The 19,337-nt window shown below is 29.7% G+C and carries 15 protein-coding genes; 5 read left to right on the top strand and 10 right to left on the bottom strand.

Going from position 1 to position 19,337, the window contains the following annotated elements; all coding sequences use genetic code 11:
- Positions 1-149: 149 nt before the first annotated feature.
- Genes ACY2RX_RS10275 through ACY2RX_RS10260 form a run of 4 tightly spaced genes read right to left on the bottom strand, consistent with a single transcriptional unit; the run spans position 150 to position 6,503 of the window.
- Complete coding sequence (locus ACY2RX_RS10275; protein WP_490103890.1) at positions 150-623, bottom strand: hypothetical protein; 474 nt, start codon at positions 621-623, stop codon at positions 150-152.
- On the bottom strand, positions 620-3,343 hold the full coding sequence (locus tag ACY2RX_RS10270; RefSeq protein WP_490103889.1) for a T9SS type A sorting domain-containing protein: 2,724 nt from the start codon (positions 3,341-3,343) through the stop codon (positions 620-622). Before ACY2RX_RS10270 ends, ACY2RX_RS10275 begins: the two co-directional genes overlap by 4 nt.
- A gap of 53 nt (positions 3,344-3,396) precedes the next feature.
- On the bottom strand, positions 3,397-4,731 hold the full coding sequence (locus tag ACY2RX_RS10265; RefSeq protein ID WP_490103888.1) for a deoxyguanosinetriphosphate triphosphohydrolase: 1,335 nt from the start codon (positions 4,729-4,731) through the stop codon (positions 3,397-3,399).
- Positions 4,732-4,739: 8 nt separating this feature from the next.
- The gene (locus ACY2RX_RS10260; RefSeq protein ID WP_490103887.1) at positions 4,740-6,503 is read right to left on the bottom strand and encodes a Na/Pi cotransporter family protein; all 1,764 of its coding nucleotides are present in this window, start codon (positions 6,501-6,503) and stop codon (positions 4,740-4,742) included.
- A 230-nt stretch (positions 6,504-6,733) separates the two neighbouring features.
- On the opposite strand from ACY2RX_RS10260, the gene ACY2RX_RS10255 reads away from it, so the two are divergent.
- Positions 6,734-7,387 carry a hypothetical protein gene (locus tag ACY2RX_RS10255; RefSeq protein WP_490103886.1) on the top strand — a complete coding sequence of 218 codons (654 nt, stop codon included), beginning with the start codon at positions 6,734-6,736 and terminating at the stop codon, positions 7,385-7,387.
- Between the two features lie 78 nt (positions 7,388-7,465).
- Here ACY2RX_RS10255 and ACY2RX_RS10250 read toward each other — a convergent pair whose 3' ends face one another.
- From ACY2RX_RS10250 to ACY2RX_RS10240, 3 genes are all read right to left on the bottom strand, one after another.
- Positions 7,466-9,856, bottom strand: a complete 2,391-nt coding sequence (locus tag ACY2RX_RS10250) for a ribonucleoside-diphosphate reductase subunit alpha (RefSeq protein WP_490103885.1) — start codon at positions 9,854-9,856, stop codon at positions 7,466-7,468.
- A gap of 70 nt (positions 9,857-9,926) precedes the next feature.
- Complete coding sequence (locus tag ACY2RX_RS10245) at positions 9,927-10,115, bottom strand: four helix bundle protein (RefSeq protein WP_490103892.1); 189 nt, start codon at positions 10,113-10,115, stop codon at positions 9,927-9,929.
- Positions 10,116-10,363: 248 nt separating this feature from the next.
- On the bottom strand, positions 10,364-11,335 hold the full coding sequence (locus ACY2RX_RS10240) for a ribonucleotide-diphosphate reductase subunit beta (protein ID WP_490103884.1): 972 nt from the start codon (positions 11,333-11,335) through the stop codon (positions 10,364-10,366).
- A 408-nt stretch (positions 11,336-11,743) separates the two neighbouring features.
- On the opposite strand from ACY2RX_RS10240, the gene ACY2RX_RS10235 reads away from it, so the two are divergent.
- Positions 11,744-11,935, top strand: a complete 192-nt coding sequence (locus ACY2RX_RS10235) for a cold-shock protein (protein WP_015481089.1) — start codon at positions 11,744-11,746, stop codon at positions 11,933-11,935.
- A gap of 135 nt (positions 11,936-12,070) precedes the next feature.
- Complete coding sequence (locus tag ACY2RX_RS10230; RefSeq protein WP_490103883.1) at positions 12,071-13,090, top strand: COX15/CtaA family protein; 1,020 nt, start codon at positions 12,071-12,073, stop codon at positions 13,088-13,090.
- Between the two features lie 84 nt (positions 13,091-13,174).
- On the opposite strand, the gene ACY2RX_RS10225 is transcribed toward ACY2RX_RS10230, so the two are convergent.
- Complete coding sequence (locus ACY2RX_RS10225; protein WP_490103882.1) at positions 13,175-13,597, bottom strand: molybdenum cofactor biosynthesis protein MoaE; 423 nt, start codon at positions 13,595-13,597, stop codon at positions 13,175-13,177.
- A 114-nt stretch (positions 13,598-13,711) separates the two neighbouring features.
- Here ACY2RX_RS10225 and ACY2RX_RS10220 point away from each other — a divergent pair, with 114 nt between their 5' ends.
- Positions 13,712-13,984 (top strand): DUF3817 domain-containing protein, encoded by a 273-nt coding sequence (locus ACY2RX_RS10220; protein ID WP_490103881.1) that lies wholly within the window; start codon positions 13,712-13,714, stop codon positions 13,982-13,984.
- A 113-nt stretch (positions 13,985-14,097) separates the two neighbouring features.
- Here ACY2RX_RS10220 and ACY2RX_RS10215 read toward each other — a convergent pair whose 3' ends face one another.
- Together ACY2RX_RS10215 and ACY2RX_RS10210 are read right to left on the bottom strand one after the other, a co-directional pair.
- A complete protein-coding gene (locus tag ACY2RX_RS10215; RefSeq protein WP_490103880.1) occupies positions 14,098-14,340 on the bottom strand; it encodes a MoaD/ThiS family protein in 243 nt (80 codons plus the stop codon).
- A gap of 16 nt (positions 14,341-14,356) precedes the next feature.
- Positions 14,357-16,807 carry a DUF5686 and carboxypeptidase regulatory-like domain-containing protein gene (locus ACY2RX_RS10210; protein WP_490103879.1) on the bottom strand — a complete coding sequence of 817 codons (2,451 nt, stop codon included), beginning with the start codon at positions 16,805-16,807 and terminating at the stop codon, positions 14,357-14,359.
- A 231-nt stretch (positions 16,808-17,038) separates the two neighbouring features.
- Here ACY2RX_RS10210 and ACY2RX_RS10205 point away from each other — a divergent pair, with 231 nt between their 5' ends.
- Positions 17,039-19,318, top strand: a complete 2,280-nt coding sequence (locus ACY2RX_RS10205; protein WP_490103878.1) for an NADP-dependent malic enzyme — start codon at positions 17,039-17,041, stop codon at positions 19,316-19,318.
- The last annotated feature ends 19 nt before the right edge of the window (positions 19,319-19,337 follow it).

The following is a 19,337-nucleotide window of genomic DNA, read 5'->3' as shown; positions in this document are numbered from 1 at the left end:
TTTTTTCATGTTTCTAAGATATTTGTTTTGTAACAAACAGTCTTAAATTTTGTGTCCGAGTAAAGGTAACAAGTCCAAATTCTAGTTACACAAAATATTGGACAGTGTCTTTATAAAAAAGAGTAGCATATGCTACTCTTTTTTATTTATTATTGAGGAATTCCAACATCCTTTTTAGATAATTTTATTTTAAAATATTTTTTCTTTTTATTTACTAAACAAACAATTATAGCTTCCTCTTTTTTTAAACTAAAAGGCATCTTGATTGTTTCTTTCTTTATTGACTTTTTTTCTTCTTCTATTTTCTTTGAAAAACGATCCGAATCATTTTTTTCTCCATAGGATGTAACAACGAAACCAGTATAAATATTTGGAGAACTAAATTTTAAACCTGAATATTTCTCTCTAAAATAGATTCCTAAAAGGGTTATATTACTTTCTTTGTTGAGACTCGAAAGATGAATATTTAAACCCGAATCTCCTGTTCTTATTCCTGAATTATATTTTGAGTAAAATGCTTCTTCAAACTTAACAAGAGGCTTGTTTTCTAATTTTATTTTATTGCTTACACAGCCAAAAAGAAAAGAAAAAGCAATTAAAAAGATTGATTTTTTTAAAATCATTTTTTTACAAACTTTAAAGATTGATTTTTATTTTGATATTTTACATTCACAAAATAAACACCCGAATTTAATTCATTGACTTTAATTTGTTTGTTAGTAATTTTTCCTTTTTTTACAGATTTTCCAGAAATATCAAAAATTTCATACTTAATAGATTCATTGGCGTTTATCAAATCTGATTTCAACTTAATTATATCTACAATTGGGTTAGGATATAAAGTTAAACCTAGGTCTTCTTTAGCATATGATTTAGAAGACAATGTTCCTTGTATAGTGGTTTCATATATTCCATTACCATGCGTTCCTACCAATAGTTTTTTATCTGACGGACGATATACCAAAGAACTAATAACGGCTAATCCCATTTCATTAGTTCCTTCAATACTCCAATCTTTTGTGGTAGGGTCTGAAGAACTATAAAGACCTCTTGCTGTACCAACAAAATAGGTTATTCCGTTATCTGTTTTAGTAATCGCAGCAGAACGAATAGAGTGGTTGTTTAAATTTTTTTCTACCATTGTCCACGTAGGATTCGCTGATGTTGCATTTGTTGTTAAAAAAATATTCTCAATTCCGTAATTTGAATAAACAGCTAATACTATGTCTGGATCGAAAGGATGTACAGCAATTCCACTAACAATTGTAAAATTAGAAGTGGTAGCAGAAGGTGGGGTAATATTAACAGCTGTTGATAAGTCTGTTACATTTTGAGGGTCTTTTAGTCTAAAAATCCCTCCTTTTTCTCCTCCAATAAATAAGTAACTAGAAGAAGGGTTGTATGCCCCTCTGGTTGTAGCAAATGTTCTTATAGTTTCTTTAGAAGATAAAACCCCTAGATTTGTCCAATTAGAGGTGGTTACTTTTTCAGTGTCTTTAGTTACTAACAAGCTGTCTTTTGCTGCATAATATAATGCATTATTGTTATCCGGATCTAAATAAAAATAGGTAACAAATCTACTTTCTTTATTTTTTGGCGTAATATCAACAAAACTATTTGTATTACTAAATCTGTAAATGGTTCCGTTTTGAAATCCGAAGTAAAAATTAAATTCCGAATTACTATCCCAACCAAAACCAACAGCCACCCCATCTCCTCCTGCAAGAGAAGACATAGAAGTTATATTAGGACGACCTATACCTGTTCCTCCATAAGTAGTTCCGTTATCTTGCGCTCCTCCAATAATAATATCAGAGTTTGGTTTTGGATCCATAGCTATATGATAGTATTGATACGTTTGATAATTATTATTTAAACTTAACCAATTAACATTTGTAGTAGTAATAAATGCTTTATGTATACCTCCATCTGTACCAGAAAACAAAGTATTTGAATTTTGAGGATCAAAAACTAATTGATGAATATCTGGATGATGTTTTACACCTCCTACATCATAAGAACTATACCCTAAATTATTTTTATACCCCCCAATTCTTGTAAAAGTTGCATCTGTGTTAATATTATTTATTTTATAAACATTTGTACCACCTATAACTACAAAGTTTTCATCATCAGGTTTTACAGAAACAACTAAATCGTATCCTCCCTGTATAGAAAAAGGGTCATTTCCTACCTTATCGCCACCAGCTTCATCAGGTAATTTAGATGAGAAATTAGTCCATGTACTACTAGAAACATTATACTTCCATAAATCTGCTTCTATAACATAAGTCTTTGTTTTAGAATCTGATTTTTTTCCATTATCATATAAAGCATAAATAACATTATTATTTGAAGGAGCTACTGCTAAAACGATTCTACCATTAGCAGACCAATTTAATGGTGTTCCATTACTTGCTATTTTAGACCAATTTCCATTTCCATTGGCTGAAGTCCAGACACCTCCAACAGCACTTGTACCTTCTATACTTGCAAAAACTCTACCATTGGCAGCAATTTTAACATCGGTAAAGCCTAATCCATTAGAAGGAATTTCTAATTCGACATTCATATTGGTACCATCGAATCTATATATTTTTCCTGCAGTTGCTACAAACAACTCACCATTTAAAGGGTTTACTTCTATAGAATTGGTATAGTCAAAAAATGAATCAAAATTATGATGCTGAGAGTTTGTTACAGGTATTTGTGCCCAATTTAGACCTCCGTTTGTAGATTTCCAAATTCCTAAACCTCGGTAAGCAGAACCTAATGAAGCACTATTTCCTGTCCACTCTCCGGTTGCATAATACCAAATATTTTGAAAACCAGATCTAGGGTCTTGAGCTATTGCAGTAACATTATGTATCTCATTATTACTTGAAACTTTGGTCCAATTAGCACCTCCGTTTGTTGTTCTAAACACGCCACTACTTACACCACCTGCAATAATGGTTTTACTTGTTGCGTCAGAAGCATCAATAACTAAAGCCCTTGTTCTTCCTCCAAAATTAGAAGGTCCTCTAGAAACATAAGTATTAGAATTTGATTTTTTACTTGCTTTTTTTAATTCTAGTTTTGCTGTGTTAAACTCCTTTTCTTTCTCTTCTTTTGGAATTAAACCAGTTAAGGGGTTAATCTGCATTCTTAACTCATACAATTCTCTCTCTTTTGCATACTGCATTCTTTCTTCTTGAGTTTTTTTCTTTTTGTTCTTTTTTTCAAATTTTTTAATTTCTGCCTTTTTTGCTAAAGAACTATTTTTATTTTTTTCTGTAGAAAATTTATAAAGAGTTAAAATAGCTAGTGTAAATACAAAAATTAAGAGTATCTTTTTCTTCATTATTTAGTGGGTTTTATTTGTGATTTTTCAAAAATAAGTATAAAAATTAGTTATTATATAATATTTCCTGTTATTTTTTTATGCATTCGTATTGCGTAACTATCTGACATTCTAGAAACATAACTACATATTTGCATAATTCTGTGGTATAAATTGTCTGTTTCTGTTTGATACTCTTTTGGCAAAAGATTTAACACCAACTTATCGAAATTAGATTGATTTTCTTCAAATTTATTATTTAAAGCGGTTACAAATACGTCTAATAAATCTGCAATAATTCTATAACCTGCTACTTCTTTTTCTACAACTTCTTTACTCTTGTAAATTTTATCAATACTTATTTTTATAATATCGTTTATTTGTGCTTCGTACTTGCATTTATCTAGTAAAGACTTCTCAAAAGTTCCGTTTAAAAGAGCTTCTTGGTTTTCTAAAAATATTTTTACAGCTTCTTCTATTAGAGCACTTATAGAAATTGCTCTTAAATATGCCGTTCTATCTGTGGTGTGTTTTAATGCATAGTATTTATCTCTATTGATGTTTTTTATCAATTTAGACAGATATTCTAAGGCATAATCTTCATCTATTAAACCTAGATTAATTCCGTCTTCAAAATCGATAATTGTATAACAAATATCGTCTGCAGCTTCTACCAAATATGCAAGTGGATGCCTATAAAAAGAGATGCTTTCTGATGATTTCTGTTTCATTCCTAAATCATTAACCACATCTAAAAAAGCTTCTTTTTCTGATTGAAAAAAACCGTACTTTTTATCTACAATATGTGTTGTTGGTTTTTTAGGAAGACTTTCTTTTGGATATTTTAAAAATGCACCTAATGTTGCATAACTTAAACGTAATCCTCCAGAAATTCCTTCTCTAGATTCTGTAAGAATTTTAAATCCGTTAGCATTTCCTTCAAAATCGATTAAATCTTGATATTCTTTTTCGGTTAAATACTCTTTATATTTTACGCCTTTTCCTGACTTAAAATATTCTCCAATCGCTTTTTCTCCTGAATGACCAAAAGGCGGATTTCCAATATCATGCATTACAGATGCTGCTGCCACAATTGCTCCAAAATCATTAAAAGTGTATCCTAATTTAGCTAAATTTGGGTGACGTTCTAATAACACTTTACCAACTCTTCTTCCTAAAGTTCTCCCAACCACAGATACTTCTAAACTGTGTGTTAAACGCGTGTGAACAAAATCGGTTTCAGATAATGGAATTACTTGTGTTTTGTCTTGCAAACTTCTAAATGCTGATGAAAATATAATTCTATCAAAATCTACATCAAAACCTAAACGTGTTTCATCTTGTGCTGCTCTTGTGCGTTTTTGGGTATCACCAAAACGTTTTAAAGAAAGGAGTTGTTCCCAGTTCATTTATTTTATTATTTATTACCGTTTTCAAAGATGACATCTTTTTCTGAATACAACAATTCTGCAACTTGAATTAATCTTTTTATTAAATCATTTACATTCACATTATCATTAACTAAAGACGATGCCATATCTGTAGTAATTAAGTCTTTTCTAATTAATCTATCTAAAGATTTATTATCTGTATGTATAGCAATTTTTGCTTCTTTTTTTAATTCTTTTAGTTGGTTATAGTATTCTTCTTTTTCTTCATTTTTTCTAAACTTATAAATAACTCTCAAAACTTTTACAACCTTTTTTCTAAACTTGTCGTATTCTTTTTTAATATATTTATTGTCAGATTCTAAAAACCGTGTTATATTTTTTTCTAATTCTCTTGAGTCTCTTATAATTTCAACCATTCTTCTATTGGCTAATCTTAATTCTGCTAATCTGTTATTTTGTTTCTTATTTAGCTTTAAATCTTGCTGCCCCTTAGTTGTGTAGTTAATAATTTGCCCGTAGATATTTTTAACTTTGCTGTAATACATTTCTTCTACGTCTGTAGGTATGATTTCTTCAGAATTTTTAATTATATTTTTAATTTTTTCTTCAGATTTAACATCGTTTCTATGAATACTTAAAGAGTGGACAACAATTTTAAAAACTGCTTTTTTATAAAGGTATTTAGATTCTTTTAAAATTGATGAAATCAACGTTTCTGGGAATTCTAAAATAGCTTCGTTTAAATATTTAGGTTCATCAATTCCTTTATCGTCTTTTTCTATGAATAATTTTAATAAGAATTTTTCTAATTTACTAATAAAAGGAATCATTAAAGCAACGCCTAACACATTAAAAACAGTATGAAAAATAGCTAGTTTTAAGGTATAATCTGTACTATTAATGCTTAATAATTCTGATAAATAATTCACAAAATTTGCTAAAGGAAAGATAAATATTAACGCAATTAAACCTGTAGAAACATTAAATATTAAATGAGCAACAGCTAATCTTTTACCTGCAGAATTAGAGCTTAAAGAACCTAAAACTGCTGTTACAGTTGTTCCTACATTTGCACCTATTGCTAATGCTAATGCATTTTCGTACTCAATTTGACCAGCTGCTAAAGCAGTTAATATTAGTGCTAAAGTAGCACTGCTAGATTGTAAAATTGTAGTAATTATAATACCTAACCCAGTATAAATTAGAGCCCCTAAAAAACCAGATACTGCAAATTGGGTTAAATCTATATAGTCTTTAAAAAAATCAAAACCTTCTTTCATATAATGAATACCCAGAAAGAAAAAGCCTAAACCAGCTAAAACGTTTCCTATACCTTTTAAAGAAGCGCTCTTTTTAAATGAAAAAATTAGCCCAAAGATTAACATTGGCATTGCCAATGCAGATATTTTAATTTTTAACCCAAAACCTGCAACTAACCAAGCTGTTGCAGTTGTACCAATATTTGCTCCAAAAATTAATCCTAATCCTCCAGAAAGCGTTATTAACCCAGCACTTATAAAAGAAATTGTGATTACTGATACTAAAGAGCTAGACTGAATTAATGCAGTAATTAAAGCACCAGCTGTAATGCCTTTGTATAGCTTATCTGTAGCTTTTTTAAGAATATTTTGTAGAGGTCCTTTTGTAAAAACTTTAAATCCTTCTTCTAACATTATCATTCCAAATAAAAGAATAGAAACACCAGTAGCAATTGTTTTAAAGTTTGGATTGAAAAATAAAATTACACCCAAAAGAACTAAAAAAATAAAAAATAAAATTTTCTTAAACATATAAAATCACACTTTAAAATCGATTTTTTTTATTGCAAAATTGTAAACATACATTTATTAATTTAAATAACAAAAAGAGAAAAAGTTCTTCTCTGTTAATTGTTTAGATAATTAGTTTCGCAATGTATTTAAAATACTAATTTTCTTTAACATTTATTTAACATTTTGTTTTTAGGGTAATCTCTAATGTCTTTGTTACACATTGTGTATAACACAAACATTAAATAAAAATGAAAAATTTAAATTATTTATTAGCATCTTTGGTATTACTTGCTTTTGCATCTTGTAACAAAAAAGAAGAAGTTAAAATTCCAACTCCTAAAAAACCTCTTTTAGAGATTACTTTTGAAAAAGGTAATGATGGGTTTGTTGGAGACAAAAAAGTTCCTTTAAAAAACATTAAGGGAGAGAAAGACCGTTGTAGTGGTTTATTAAGAGGAAAAACCGATGAGTTTACCAAATGGAAAGGATATGATTTTAAGGGAAACAAGACTTATTTTATAGGTTATGATATGGGAGCTTGTAAAGGATACTCTTATGCAATGGCTAAAAAAACCTTTACTATTAAAACTGATATTTTAAAACAAAAATCTACTTTATCTTTCGATTACTACAGACCTGGAGATTTTACAGGTTGGAAAAACAATAAATACGACTTTAAGGTTTTAATATTAAAAAAAGGTGCTGGAGATAAGCTTTTTGAAAATTTTGGAGATTTAGAAAAACTTGCTTTAGCTAAATTTGAGCCTAAAATAAATAAATCTGGATGGAGTTCATTTTCTAAAGACCTAAGTATTGCTTTACCGTCAGGAGATTATGACCTTTTTGTATACTTAGCGAACGGATCTGCTGCAATTGACAACATCAAGTTAGTTAAAAAATAATAAGCTTAAAGCTTTTACAAATAAAAAAGAGAAGTCTTACGACTTCTCTTTTTTATTATCACCTTTTATTTAATGGATTTAAGAACCACACATTAAACAATCATCTGGTCCTGCATTTTTAGAGGCATCTACCATTGCTTTAAATTCTGATGCGCTCATTGGTTTTTCTGTTTCTTCTTTCTTTTTTTCTTTAGAAAGTGTAAATTGAATTGCATTTACAGCAGATTTAGTCCTTAAATAATACATTCCTGTTTTTAAACCAGATTTCCATCCGTAGAAATGCATTGAGGTTAATTTACCAAAATCAGGATCATTCATAAACAAGTTTAAAGATTGAGATTGATCTATAAAATATCCTCTATGGCGCGCCATATCAATAATATCTTTCATACTCATTTCCCAAACTGTTTTGTACAATTCTCTTAACTCAGCAGGAATTTTTTCGATATGTTGTATAGAACCATTTGCACGCATAATGTTTTCTTTCATATCATTATCCCACAAACCTAATTCTACCAAATCTTCTAATAAATGTTTGTTTACCACAATAAACTCTCCAGATAATACTCTACGCGTATAAATATTAGAAGTATAAGGCTCAAAAGCTTCATTGTTTCCTAATATTTGTGAGGTTGATGCTGTTGGCATTGGTGCAACAAGAAGCGAATTTCTTACACCGTGTTTTACTACGTTTTTACGCAATTTACCCCAATCCCAGTTTCCGCTTAATTCATCATCTTTAATTCCCCACATATTAAATTGAAATTCTCCTTCTGACATTGGAGATCCTTTAAAAGTAGAATACGGTTCTTTTGCTTTTGCAATTTCCATTGATGATGTAACTGCCGCAAAATACATTGTTTCAAAAATATCTTGATTCAGTTTTTTGGCTTCATCAGAAGTAAATGGCAAGCGTAAATTGATAAATGTATCTGCTAAACCTTGTATTCCTAAACCAATGGGTCTGTGTCTAAAGTTAGAGTTTTCTGCTTCTTTTACAGGATAATAGTTCATATCTATCACTGTATCTAAATTACGTGTTACTTTTTTGGTAACATCGAACAATTTTTTATGATTAAAGAATTTTTCGCCATTTTCTCTTTCAGAAATAAACATTGGTAATGCAATAGAAGCTAAGTTACAAACTGCAACTTCATCTTCTGCAGTGTATTCCATAATTTCTGTACACAAGTTTGATGAACGAATGGTGCCTAAATTCTTCTGATTTGTTTTACGGTTTACAGCATCTTTATACAACATATAAGGTGTGCCTGTTTCGATTTGAGATTCTAAGATCTTCTCCCATAAAACACGCGCTTTAATGGTTTTTCTACCTTTATTTGCTTTTTCGTAACCTTCGTACAAACGCTCAAACTCATCACCATAAGAATCGAATAAATGTGGGCATTCGTTAGGGCACATCAACGTCCAGTCTCCATCTTCTTCAATACGTTTCATAAACAAATCCGGAATCCACATTGCGTAGAATAAATCTCTTGCGCGCATTTCTTCTTTTCCATGATTTTTCTTTAAATCTAAAAAGTCGAAAATATCTGCATGCCAAGGTTCTATATACATTGCAAAAGAACCTTTACGTTTTCCTCCTCCTTGATCTACATAACGTGCAGTATCATTAAAGACTTTTAACATAGGTACAATTCCGTTAGAAGTACCATTTGTGCCTCTAATATAAGAACCTGTTGCTCTTACATTATGAATAGATAAACCAATACCACCCGCAGATTGCGAAATTTTTGCTGTTTGCTTTAAGGTGTCGTAAATACCATCTATACTATCATCTTGCATTTGTAGTAAGAAACAAGAAGACATTTGCGGTTTTGGAGTACCTGCGTTAAATAATGTAGGAGTTGCATGTGTAAAATATTTTTTACTCATTAACTCGTAAGTTGCAATAGCTTCGTCAATATCGTTTTTGTGAATACCAATAGAAACACGCATTAACATGTGTTGTGGACGCTCTGCAATTTTTCCGTTCAATTTTAATAAATACGAACGTTCTAATGTTTTAAAACCAAAATAATCGTAATTAAAATCTCTATTATAAATAATCGTAGAATCTAATTTTTCTGCATTTTCTTTGATAATTTTATACACATCATCTGCCAACAAAGGTGCTTTTTTACCTGTACGTGGATTAACATATACATACAAATCATCCATAGTTTCTGAGAATGATTTTTTGGTGTTTTTGTGTAAGTTAGAAACAGCAATTCTTGCAGCAAGTCTGGCATAATCTGGATGCGCAGTAGTCATTGTGGCAGCAGTTTCTGCGGCTAAATTGTCTAATTCTGATGTGCTTACACCATCGTAAAGACCTTCTATTACACGCATTGCTACTTTTACAGGATCAACAATTTTGTTTAATCCATAACACATTTTTTTAACTCTTGACGTAATCTTGTCAAACATTACTGGCTCTCTTTTGCCGTCTCTTTTTACTACAAACATAATTTAGGTTTACGATTTAAATGATTTACGATATATGATTCAAAAATTACAATTTTTACAAATATTAATTTTATGATTTTTTATTATTTACTTTATTTCTCATTGTTTTAATGGAAGCAACTGTAATTGACAATAACTCGTTTGCTTCTTTCCACAATCTTTTAATTTCTTCGTGGTTTTTATTGCTAATCTCTCCGAATATTTCTAAGAAATACATACTTTCATCAGCCTCTTCTTCAACAATTTTTAGTTTATTTATAAAATCTGCATCAGATTTTGCTCTATATGCTGCTCTATAATTTGCTCCAACTAAACTTGAACAATCTTATTAATTGATTACAAAAAGCATTATATTCTCTACTAACAGGGTAACCTGAGCATAGATGCCAATAATCTATGGCGAACTTTTTAGTTCGTTTTTTTAAACCCTTTTTCATTAAATTTTTAGTCTAAATTTTAGTCCACAATTTATACAATCGTAAATCGTAATTCTAAAATCTTACTTCGCTAAAAGTCTGAATCGAAACTGATGCTTCCTGTACCTCCAGATTTCACACCAGCTTTTTGGTATTCTGATACTCTTTTTTCGAAGAAATTAGTTTTTCCTTCTAAAGAAATCATCTCCATAAAATCAAACGGATTTGTTGCATCGTATTCTTTTTCGCAGCCATATTCTACTAAAAGTCTGTCTGTTACAAACTCTAAGTATTGTGTCATTAAACGAGCATTCATTCCTATTAAACTAACAGGTAAAGATTCTGTAATAAACTCACGTTCAACATCTAAAGCATCAATTAAAATTTCTCTAATTCGTTCTTTTGGTACTTTATTTATTACGTGGTTTTGATGTAAATACACAGCAAAATCTGCGTGTAAACCTTCATCTCTATTAATTAATTCGTTAGAAAACGTTAATCCTGGTAAAAGTCCTCTTTTTTTCATCCAAAAGATAGAACAAAAAGATCCTGAAAAGAATATTCCTTCTACTGCAGAAAATGCAATTAATCTTTCTGCAAAGGATTCAGATTCTATCCATCTTAAAGCCCAATCTGCTTTCTTTTTTATTGCAGGAAAAATTTCTATCGCTCTAAAAAGTTCGTCTTTTTCGCTTTCACTTTTTATATAGGTATCAATTAATAAAGAATAAACTTCTGAATGAATGTTTTCCATCATTAATTGAAAACCATAAAAGAATTTTGCTTCTGGATACTGAACTTCGCTTACAAAGTTTTCTGCTAAATTTTCATTTACAATGCCGTCTGAAGCAGCAAAAAAAGCTAAAATATGTTTTAAAAAATAACGCTCATCATCATTTAATTTGGTTTCCCAATCTATAATATCTTGGTGTAAATCAATTTCTTCTGCAGTCCAAAAACTGGCTTCTTGTTTCTTGTACCAATCCCAAATATCTGCATGTTTTATTGGGAAAATTACAAATCTATTTGGGTTTGGTTGTAAAATTGGTTCTTGTTGAGACATTATTTAAAAAATTAGTGTGTTATTGTTTGTTATTTTATCGTTAAGAACGAGCCTTACAAAGATTGGTTTTTTTGTTCCAAAATGAAAGTCATACTTATTCACAAATCCCTTGAAGTTTTTAACAAAATAGATTTTTTAAGAGTTTTACCCTTTAAAAAAACAATTTTTAACATTCTGATTTATAGGTATTTATAATTTTAAAATCGCTAAAACCTTTGTGTTTATTGACATTCTTAAAAAGCTCCTAAAATTTTCTTGTGCTATTTATTTTTTACAAATCTATATTTTTAAAATATGAATTTAAATTGCTAAAAAATCTTACAAAAAATTTAAAAAAACATCAATTTGTAAAATCAACAACTAATAACCTTATATTTGTACTATTATTAACATTTATTATTTATTATAGTGAAAAACGGAACAGTAAAATTCTTCAACGAATCTAAAGGATTTGGATTTGTAATTGAAGACGGTTCAAAAACAGAGTATTTTGTACACGTATCAGGTTTAATTGACGAAATTAGAGAAGGTGATGCAGTAGAATTTGACCTAAAAGAAGGTAGAAAAGGTTTAAACGCAGTAGACGTTAGAGTTATCTAATTATATTATTTAAATTTTTACAAGACAACAAGTCGCTTAATTTATTTTAAGCGACTTTTTTTTGCCGTATTTTTGTACAATAAAAGTGAATACTGTTTGCAAAAAATTAAAAAAACCTAAAAGGTTTCTCTTAAAATGAAAAATAAATTTCCGAAAATTGTACAGATTTCAATTATTTCTGTTTATTTAATATTTTTAGCTGGCTCTATTGTTAGAATGACGGGTTCTGGAATGGGTTGCCCAGATTGGCCAAAATGCTTTGGTTATTATATTCCGCCAACTTCTGAAGAACAAATTACTTGGAAACCTAATACTGAGTTTAAAAAAGGTTTTATCATTATAAAAGATGAGGTTTTATTTGTTGCAGAAAGTGATGTAAAAACAACGCTTAAATTTAACAAAAAAAACTGGAAAAAATACACAAAACACAATTATGCTAAGTTTAATAAGTATCATACTTGGACAGAATACATTAACAGACTTTCTTCGGTAATTGCTGGTTTTGTTTTCTTGTTTTTAATTTATGGCGCTGCAAAATTTTGGAAAACGGATAAGAAAATTACTTTATTAGCTTTTTTTGCTTTCTTTTTAATGTTGGTAGAAGCTTGGCTAGGTAAAACTGTGGTAGACACCAACTTAAAACCAACAGTTATTACGCTACATATGGTAATTGGCTTAGTAATTATTGCACTTTTATTGCAATTACACTTTCATATATCAACCAAAAAAACAGTATTTAAATACAATGCTATGTTTAATAAATTGTTGATTATTTCTGTTGTTTTTTCGTTAATACAGATTGCAATGGGAACTCAAGTAAGACAATTTATTGATGAACAAGTAAAGCTTTATGGTTTTGAAAACAAAGATTATAGTTTGATGAATCCTAGTTTTAAATTCTATTTTCACAGATCTTTTACCATTGCAATTGTCTTGATAAACTTAGGTTTGTTTTACCTAAATCAGGTAAAAAATCTTGGCTATAAATTAGTAAATTGGATTGTTTTTTTAATTTTTATTGAAACTATAACAGGTATTTTAATGTATTATGCAGAATTTCCTTTAGGTACACAAGCCATACATTTACTGTCTGGCGCCATTTTATTTGGATTGCAATTTTATTTGTGGTTGCAAAGTAGGAAAAATTTGAGTTAGCAGTTAGCAGTCAGCAAAAATGAAAACTTCTGATGTCATTTAGAGCGAAGTCGAGAAATCTCAACTTTCAAACTTTCAAACTTATTACGGATGCGCATTTACCCAAACTTCACCATCAGAAAAATGTTCTTTTTTCCAGATAGGAACTGACTCTTTTAACGTGTCTATGGCAAACTCACAAGCTTTAAAAGCGGCTTTTCTATGCTTAGAAGAAACTGCAATTATTACTGGAATATCACCAATTTGTAACATTCCTTCTGCGTGATGAATGGCAATTTTTTTAACATCGAACTTTTCTAAAGCCAAATCTGCAATTTTTTGCATTTCTTTAATTGCCATAGGTTTGTAGGTAGAAAAATCTAATTGTGTTACTTCTTTTCCTTGGGTATCATTTCTAACAGTTCCTATAAAAGTTGAAATTCCGCCACAAGAATCATCTTCTACAAAACGGTAACATTCTTGTAAATTAAGTTTCTCCGAAGTAATTTTTATAGAAGTTCTAATCATTTTATGGAATACTGAAATATTTATCCTGAATTTATTTCAGGAAGTTCAATTCTTTTAGCAAAAATAGTAATTCAAAATGTATCTTTGCCGTCAAATTTTTAATACTTCATAAAAATGAAAAGTATCTTTAGAATTGTTAGTTTTTTAGAAGGTGTTTCTTACTTATTACTGTTATTTATTGCAACACCTATTAAATATTTACAAGGTAATCCTGAATATGTAAAAATATTAGGAATGCCTCATGGAATTCTATTTATGCTCTATGTGGTTTTGGCTTTTATGTTAAAAAAAGAAATGAATTGGGATAAAAAAGATTTTAGAATTATCCTTTTAGCCTCTATTTTGCCTTTTGGTACTTTTTATGTTGATAAGAAGTATTTAAGGTAGTTTTAGAATTTAAATTTCTAAAAACTTAACCATTTATATTGACCACATTTACCATAAAAAACAATGTTTTTTGAGTGTTGGTTTTCCCCTTTGGGAAATTAAAAGAAGCGTTTTTATCCTCCGCTAACAGGCGGAATTACAGCAACAACATCATTTTCTTTAAGAATTAAATTATCTTCTGCATAAGTTTCGTTTACTGCTATTGCATACGAATTGATGTTTTTTAATTGCGGATATTTTTCCATCAACAGAACTTTAAAATTTGCAACAGTTAGCGTTTTATCGACCTCTAATTCTAAATTGTTTGTACCTACTAAATCTGTAGTGATTCCAAAAAAAAGTGTGTTAATTTTCATTAAAAACAAAAATAGTTTAAAAACTTAACCTAAATAAAAAACCATCATTTTTTATTCCGTTTTGATACGATTTTACATAATCTACTCTTAAAAATCGCCATTTGCCAAAACCAATATTATCTAATCCTACAGAATATTCTGTGTAGGGTTTTGTATCTGCCATAAATAACGTTTTTGCGCCACCAACTAAGTGAAAATTTAATTTATTTATCAATGGAATTTTACCCAAAACTGCACCTCTAAAATTATGTTCTATATGCGCTTCTGTATATTTATCATTAGAATAAAATTTATAATATTCTAACAACCCAAAACTGTTTAATTGATTGTCTAAAGGAAAAAGTAATTGGTTGCCATTTGCCTGAAGATAATCTATAAAAGCAATGTTTTTTTTCTTTAAAAATGCGCCTGCTCTTATATTATATCTAAAATTACCATAATTACCCGCATTTATATTTTGCTTTAAACTTGCAGTAAATAAATCTGAATGCAACTCAGAATTTGATGCTCCAAAAGTTTTTCTATAATTTACATTTAACGTAGGATATTTAGAGTTGCCAACATTAAATTTTCTATCTGGATAAGACAAATATTTTTGATTAAAAACAAAAGTTGCTCCAACATTTAAGGTGGCAATTTTATGCTGATTAAAAGCTGGTTTATTAAAAGGGTTGTTAGCTGTATAAGGTTTGTTTTTACTTTGTCTAGCAAAAGAATAATTTGTGGTATTAAACAGCGGTTTTCTGTTTGCGTATTCTAAAGATGATGTAAAGAAAACGCCGTTTTTTATTTCTTCAGAATACCCAATTTTAGCAAATTCTTTTTCATAAATTTTCATATAATTTAGTCTGTAGAATAAAGAACCAATAGTGTTGCTTAAATTTGAAACTGGTTTTCTGCCATTAATTTGAGCAGTTGTAACACCACCAGAAATATACATTCTTGGTCTAGAAAAATTGTTCCATTTTTTACTAACATAAAAAGTGGGTCTTGCACGTTTATCAGAAAAACCATAGTTGGCTTTTATGCCTGCAGCCCACCATTTTCCTTTTTCATTTTGTCTTTTAAAATAGCTAATTCCTACTGATGTGTTGAAACCTTGTACCGTATTAAAGCCAAAATCATCTATTAAACCTTTAAAATCTAAAGACCATTTTTTGTAAGAATTTCTATAAGTATACCCTGTTATTGGCGATAATAAATTAAACTTATTCTGTATTTTGTTAACTGAATCTAAATATTTTTTAGATTTTCTAACCACTTTTATACTGTCTTTAATTTTGTAATCTTTTACCTCTTCTGTGGTTAATGGTACTGGTCTTAAATTATTCCAAAACACAGAGTCTTTTTTAGTTGCCTCTTTTTCGAAAGTTAAAACTTGATTGGTAAAAGTGTTTTTAGAAAAATCTGGATTAAAATTATAATCTGAATACACATAAGAAAATTTTCCACTGGGTTTAAATCCTAAAAAGTTTATATCAAAATCTATGGTCTGGCTTATAAGAACCCAAGCAGCAATTTCTTCTGAATAATTATACTCTTGTTTTAATTTTAACAAATTAACAACAGGAATATTTATTTGAGCTCCATTTGTGGTTACATCTGTTGCGTATAAAGCCCAATCATTTTCAACTATATAAATAAACCCTTCAAAAACTCTATCTCCTTTTCTTTTAGGAATCAATTTTATTTTATTAATAAGTTTTCCGTTTTTATCATAAAAAGTACCCACTAATTTGTATCTATAATAACTAAATGCATTTGTAGAAATTGGCGAAATTAAATTGTTTAAAATAGCTATACTATTGTCATACATATTAATATTAGAATCTTCTGCTCTATTAAAACTGATGCCGTTATCGCGTCCAGAAACTTTAGAAGCAACAATATTTTCTTTAAATCTTTTTGGTTTTTTTTGAAAATTGATTTCAGAAATTGTTTCAGAAAGATAAATAATTCCGCTTCTGGTAGAATCTAAACCTCCTCCAAAATCTCCTGTACTTCTTCCTAAAAATTTTTCTGGAGCATTCTTAATTCTAGTTAATCCTCTAGAATAAAACTTGGCTGTATATTTTGAAAACTTATCTGTATTCTTGTCTTTGTTTGCAATTACATTTCTTATAATTCTATTGGCAGGATTATCTTTTGTTGATATAGAAATTTCATCTAATTGTACATTTTCTTCTTCTAAAACTACATTTAGTTGAAAAGGAAAAGAAGTAATATTTACATCTTTTTTTAAAGTTTTATATCCTAAAAACTGAAAAACGATGGTTTGTTTGCCGCTCTTTTTTACGTTTAAAACATACTCTCCATTGTCGTTAGAAGTAGTTCCTGTAACAGTTTTATCTAAATAAATACTTACAAAAGAAAGTGGCTCTCCTTTTTTGTTGGTTATTTTTCCTTTTACCTGTGCTAAAAAAGTAACTGACATTAAAAAGAAAAATAGAAAAGTAGTTTTTTTCATAAATTAAGGTTTTGTTGATAAAACAAACATAAAGCATCTGAAGATAGCCAAAAGTTTAAATTATGTTAAACAAGCTATAATTGTTTCTTAATTTTCTTCACAATAATAATACCAATGTTGTTGTTTACTCTAAAATTTAAGAAATACTCTCTCTTTAAAAGATTCATATCTTTTGATATGCTTCCGCTGAAAACCCTATATTTGTAGGTTTCAATTGAATAGTAGATTTTTATGAGTAATTCTAGAAAACGACACGAGGCATTAGTTTATCATGCAAAACCAAAACCAGGAAAAATTGAAGTGATTCCTACCAAAAAATATGCCTCTCAGCACGATTTAGCATTGGCATATTCTCCAGGAGTTGCAGAGCCTTGTTTAGAAATCGAAAAAGACAAAAATAATGCGTACAAATACACGTCTAAAGGTAATTTAGTAGCTGTAATTTCTAACGGAACAGCTGTTTTAGGTTTGGGCGATATTGGACCTGAAGCCTCAAAACCAGTAATGGAAGGAAAAGGCTTGCTTTTTAAAATCTTTGCTGATATAGATGTTTTTGATATTGAAGTTGATGCTACAGATGTAGATAAATTTGTAGAAACAGTTAAAGCAATTGCACCCACTTTTGGCGGTATTAATCTAGAAGACATCAAAGCTCCTGAAGCTTTTGAAATTGAAAGAAGATTAAAAGAAGAATTAGATATTCCTGTAATGCATGATGATCAGCATGGAACTGCAATTATCTCTGCTGCTGCACTAAAAAATGCTGTAGAAATAACAGGAAAAGACATTAGCAAAGTTAAAATTGTTGTTAACGGAGCAGGAGCTGCAGCTATTTCTTGTACAAGATTATACTTAAAATTAGGAGCCAAAAGAGAAAATGTTATTATGTGCGATAGCAAAGGAGCTATTAGAAAAGACCGAGACAATCTTACATCGCAAAAAGCAGAATTTGCAACAAACATCAATGTTAATACTTTAGATGAAGCTATGCACAATGCAGATGTTTTTATTGGCTTATCTATGGGAGATGTTGTAACACCAGAAATGTTACTATCAATGGCAAAAGACCCAATTGTTTTTGCAATGGCAAATCCAGTGCCAGAAATTAATTACGATTTAGCAATTGCCACCAGAAAAGACATTATTATGGCTACTGGTAGATCAGATCATCCTAATCAAGTTAATAATGTATTAGGTTTTCCTTTTATTTTTAGAGGCGCTTTAGATGTTAGAGCTACTAAAATTAATGAAGAAATGAAAATGGCGGCTGTAAATGCTTTGGCAGATTTAGCTAAAAAAACAGTACCAGAACAAGTAAATATTGTATATGATGAAGTAAGCTTGTCTTTTGGTAGAGAATATATTATTCCAAAACCTTTTGATCCAAGATTAATCTACGAAATTCCACCAGCCATTGCTAAAGCAGCAATAGAATCTGGTGTGGCACAAGAACCTATAGAAGATTGGAATGCTTATCGCGAGCAGTTAATGGAGCGTTCAGGTTCTGGTAGCAAAGAAATTAGGTTATTACACAACAGAGCAAAAAGCAATCCTAAACGTATTGTTTTTGCAGAAGCAGACCATTTAGATGTGTTAAAAGCTGCACAAAGAGTTTATGAAGGAAAACTTGGTAAACCTATTCTTTTAGGAAGAAAAGAGGTTATTTTAGAATTGATGGAAGAAATTGGTTTTGAAGGCAATGTACCTATTTACGACCCTAAAACGGATAAAGAAACTGAACGTAGAAATCGTTATGGAGAAGCTTATTGGAAAAATAGACAGCGTAAAGGAAGAACTTTATCTGAAGCAAAAAAATTAATGCGAGAGCGCAATTACTTTGCAGCAATGATGGTAAATGAAGGTGAAGCTGATGCTTTAATTACTGGATATTCTAGACCTTATCCTACCGTATTAAAACCTATTTTAGAACTCATAAAAAAAGACAAAGGAGTTACAAAAATTGCCGCAAGTAACTTAATGTTAACCAAGCAAGGACCTTTATTTTTAGCAGACACAACCATTAATGTAAATCCTACTGCTAAAGATTTGGTTAAAATTACGCAAATGACCGCCAATTTTGTTAAAATGTTTGGTATGAAACCCAATATGGCAATGGTCTCTTTTTCTAACTTTGGTTCTTCTAATTCAGAAACTTCTAAAAAAATTAGCGAAGCCGTTTCTTACTTGCATCGTCATTTTCCTAAAACAGTTGTAGATGGTGAAGTACAAGCAGATTTTGCGCTGAATAGAGAAATGTTAGCAAAAGAATTTCCTTTTTCAAAATTAAACGGAAAAAAAGTAAATGCATTAATTTTTCCTAACTTAGAGTCTGCAAACATTACCTACAAATTATTAAAACAAGTAGATGAAGCAGAGTCTATTGGTCCAGTAATTTTAGGGTTAAGTAAGCCTGTTCATATTATACAATTGGGTTCTAGTGTAGACGAAATGGTAAATATGGCTGCATTGGCTGCTGTAGATGCACAAGAAAAAGAGAAAAGAAAGAAATAAAATTGTTACTTTAGAACCC

The sequence above is a fragment of the Polaribacter sp. 2405UD43-2 genome, from assembly GCF_058147125.1.
This window is presented reverse-complemented; position numbering and strand designations above follow the sequence as displayed.

Coding starts and splice junctions, on each gene's coding strand:
- ACY2RX_RS10215 (WP_490103880.1), bottom strand. CDS start 14,340: ATGAAAATTAACACACTTTTTTTTGGAATCACTACAGATTTAGTAGGT.
- ACY2RX_RS10210 (WP_490103879.1), bottom strand. CDS start 16,807: ATGAAAAAAACTACTTTTCTATTTTTCTTTTTAATGTCAGTTACTTTT.
- ACY2RX_RS10225 (WP_490103882.1), bottom strand. CDS start 13,597: ATGATTAGAACTTCTATAAAAATTACTTCGGAGAAACTTAATTTACAA.
- ACY2RX_RS10240 (WP_490103884.1), bottom strand. CDS start 11,335: ATGTCTCAACAAGAACCAATTTTACAACCAAACCCAAATAGATTTGTA.
- ACY2RX_RS10260 (WP_490103887.1), bottom strand. CDS start 6,503: ATGTTTAAGAAAATTTTATTTTTTATTTTTTTAGTTCTTTTGGGTGTA.
- ACY2RX_RS10205 (WP_490103878.1), top strand. CDS start 17,039: ATGAGTAATTCTAGAAAACGACACGAGGCATTAGTTTATCATGCAAAA.
- ACY2RX_RS10265 (WP_490103888.1), bottom strand. CDS start 4,731: ATGAACTGGGAACAACTCCTTTCTTTAAAACGTTTTGGTGATACCCAA.
- ACY2RX_RS10255 (WP_490103886.1), top strand. CDS start 6,734: ATGAAAAATTTAAATTATTTATTAGCATCTTTGGTATTACTTGCTTTT.
- ACY2RX_RS10250 (WP_490103885.1), bottom strand. CDS start 9,856: ATGTTTGTAGTAAAAAGAGACGGCAAAAGAGAGCCAGTAATGTTTGAC.
- ACY2RX_RS10275 (WP_490103890.1), bottom strand. CDS start 623: ATGATTTTAAAAAAATCAATCTTTTTAATTGCTTTTTCTTTTCTTTTT.
- ACY2RX_RS10230 (WP_490103883.1), top strand. CDS start 12,071: ATGAAAAATAAATTTCCGAAAATTGTACAGATTTCAATTATTTCTGTT.
- ACY2RX_RS10270 (WP_490103889.1), bottom strand. CDS start 3,343: ATGAAGAAAAAGATACTCTTAATTTTTGTATTTACACTAGCTATTTTA.
- ACY2RX_RS10220 (WP_490103881.1), top strand. CDS start 13,712: ATGAAAAGTATCTTTAGAATTGTTAGTTTTTTAGAAGGTGTTTCTTAC.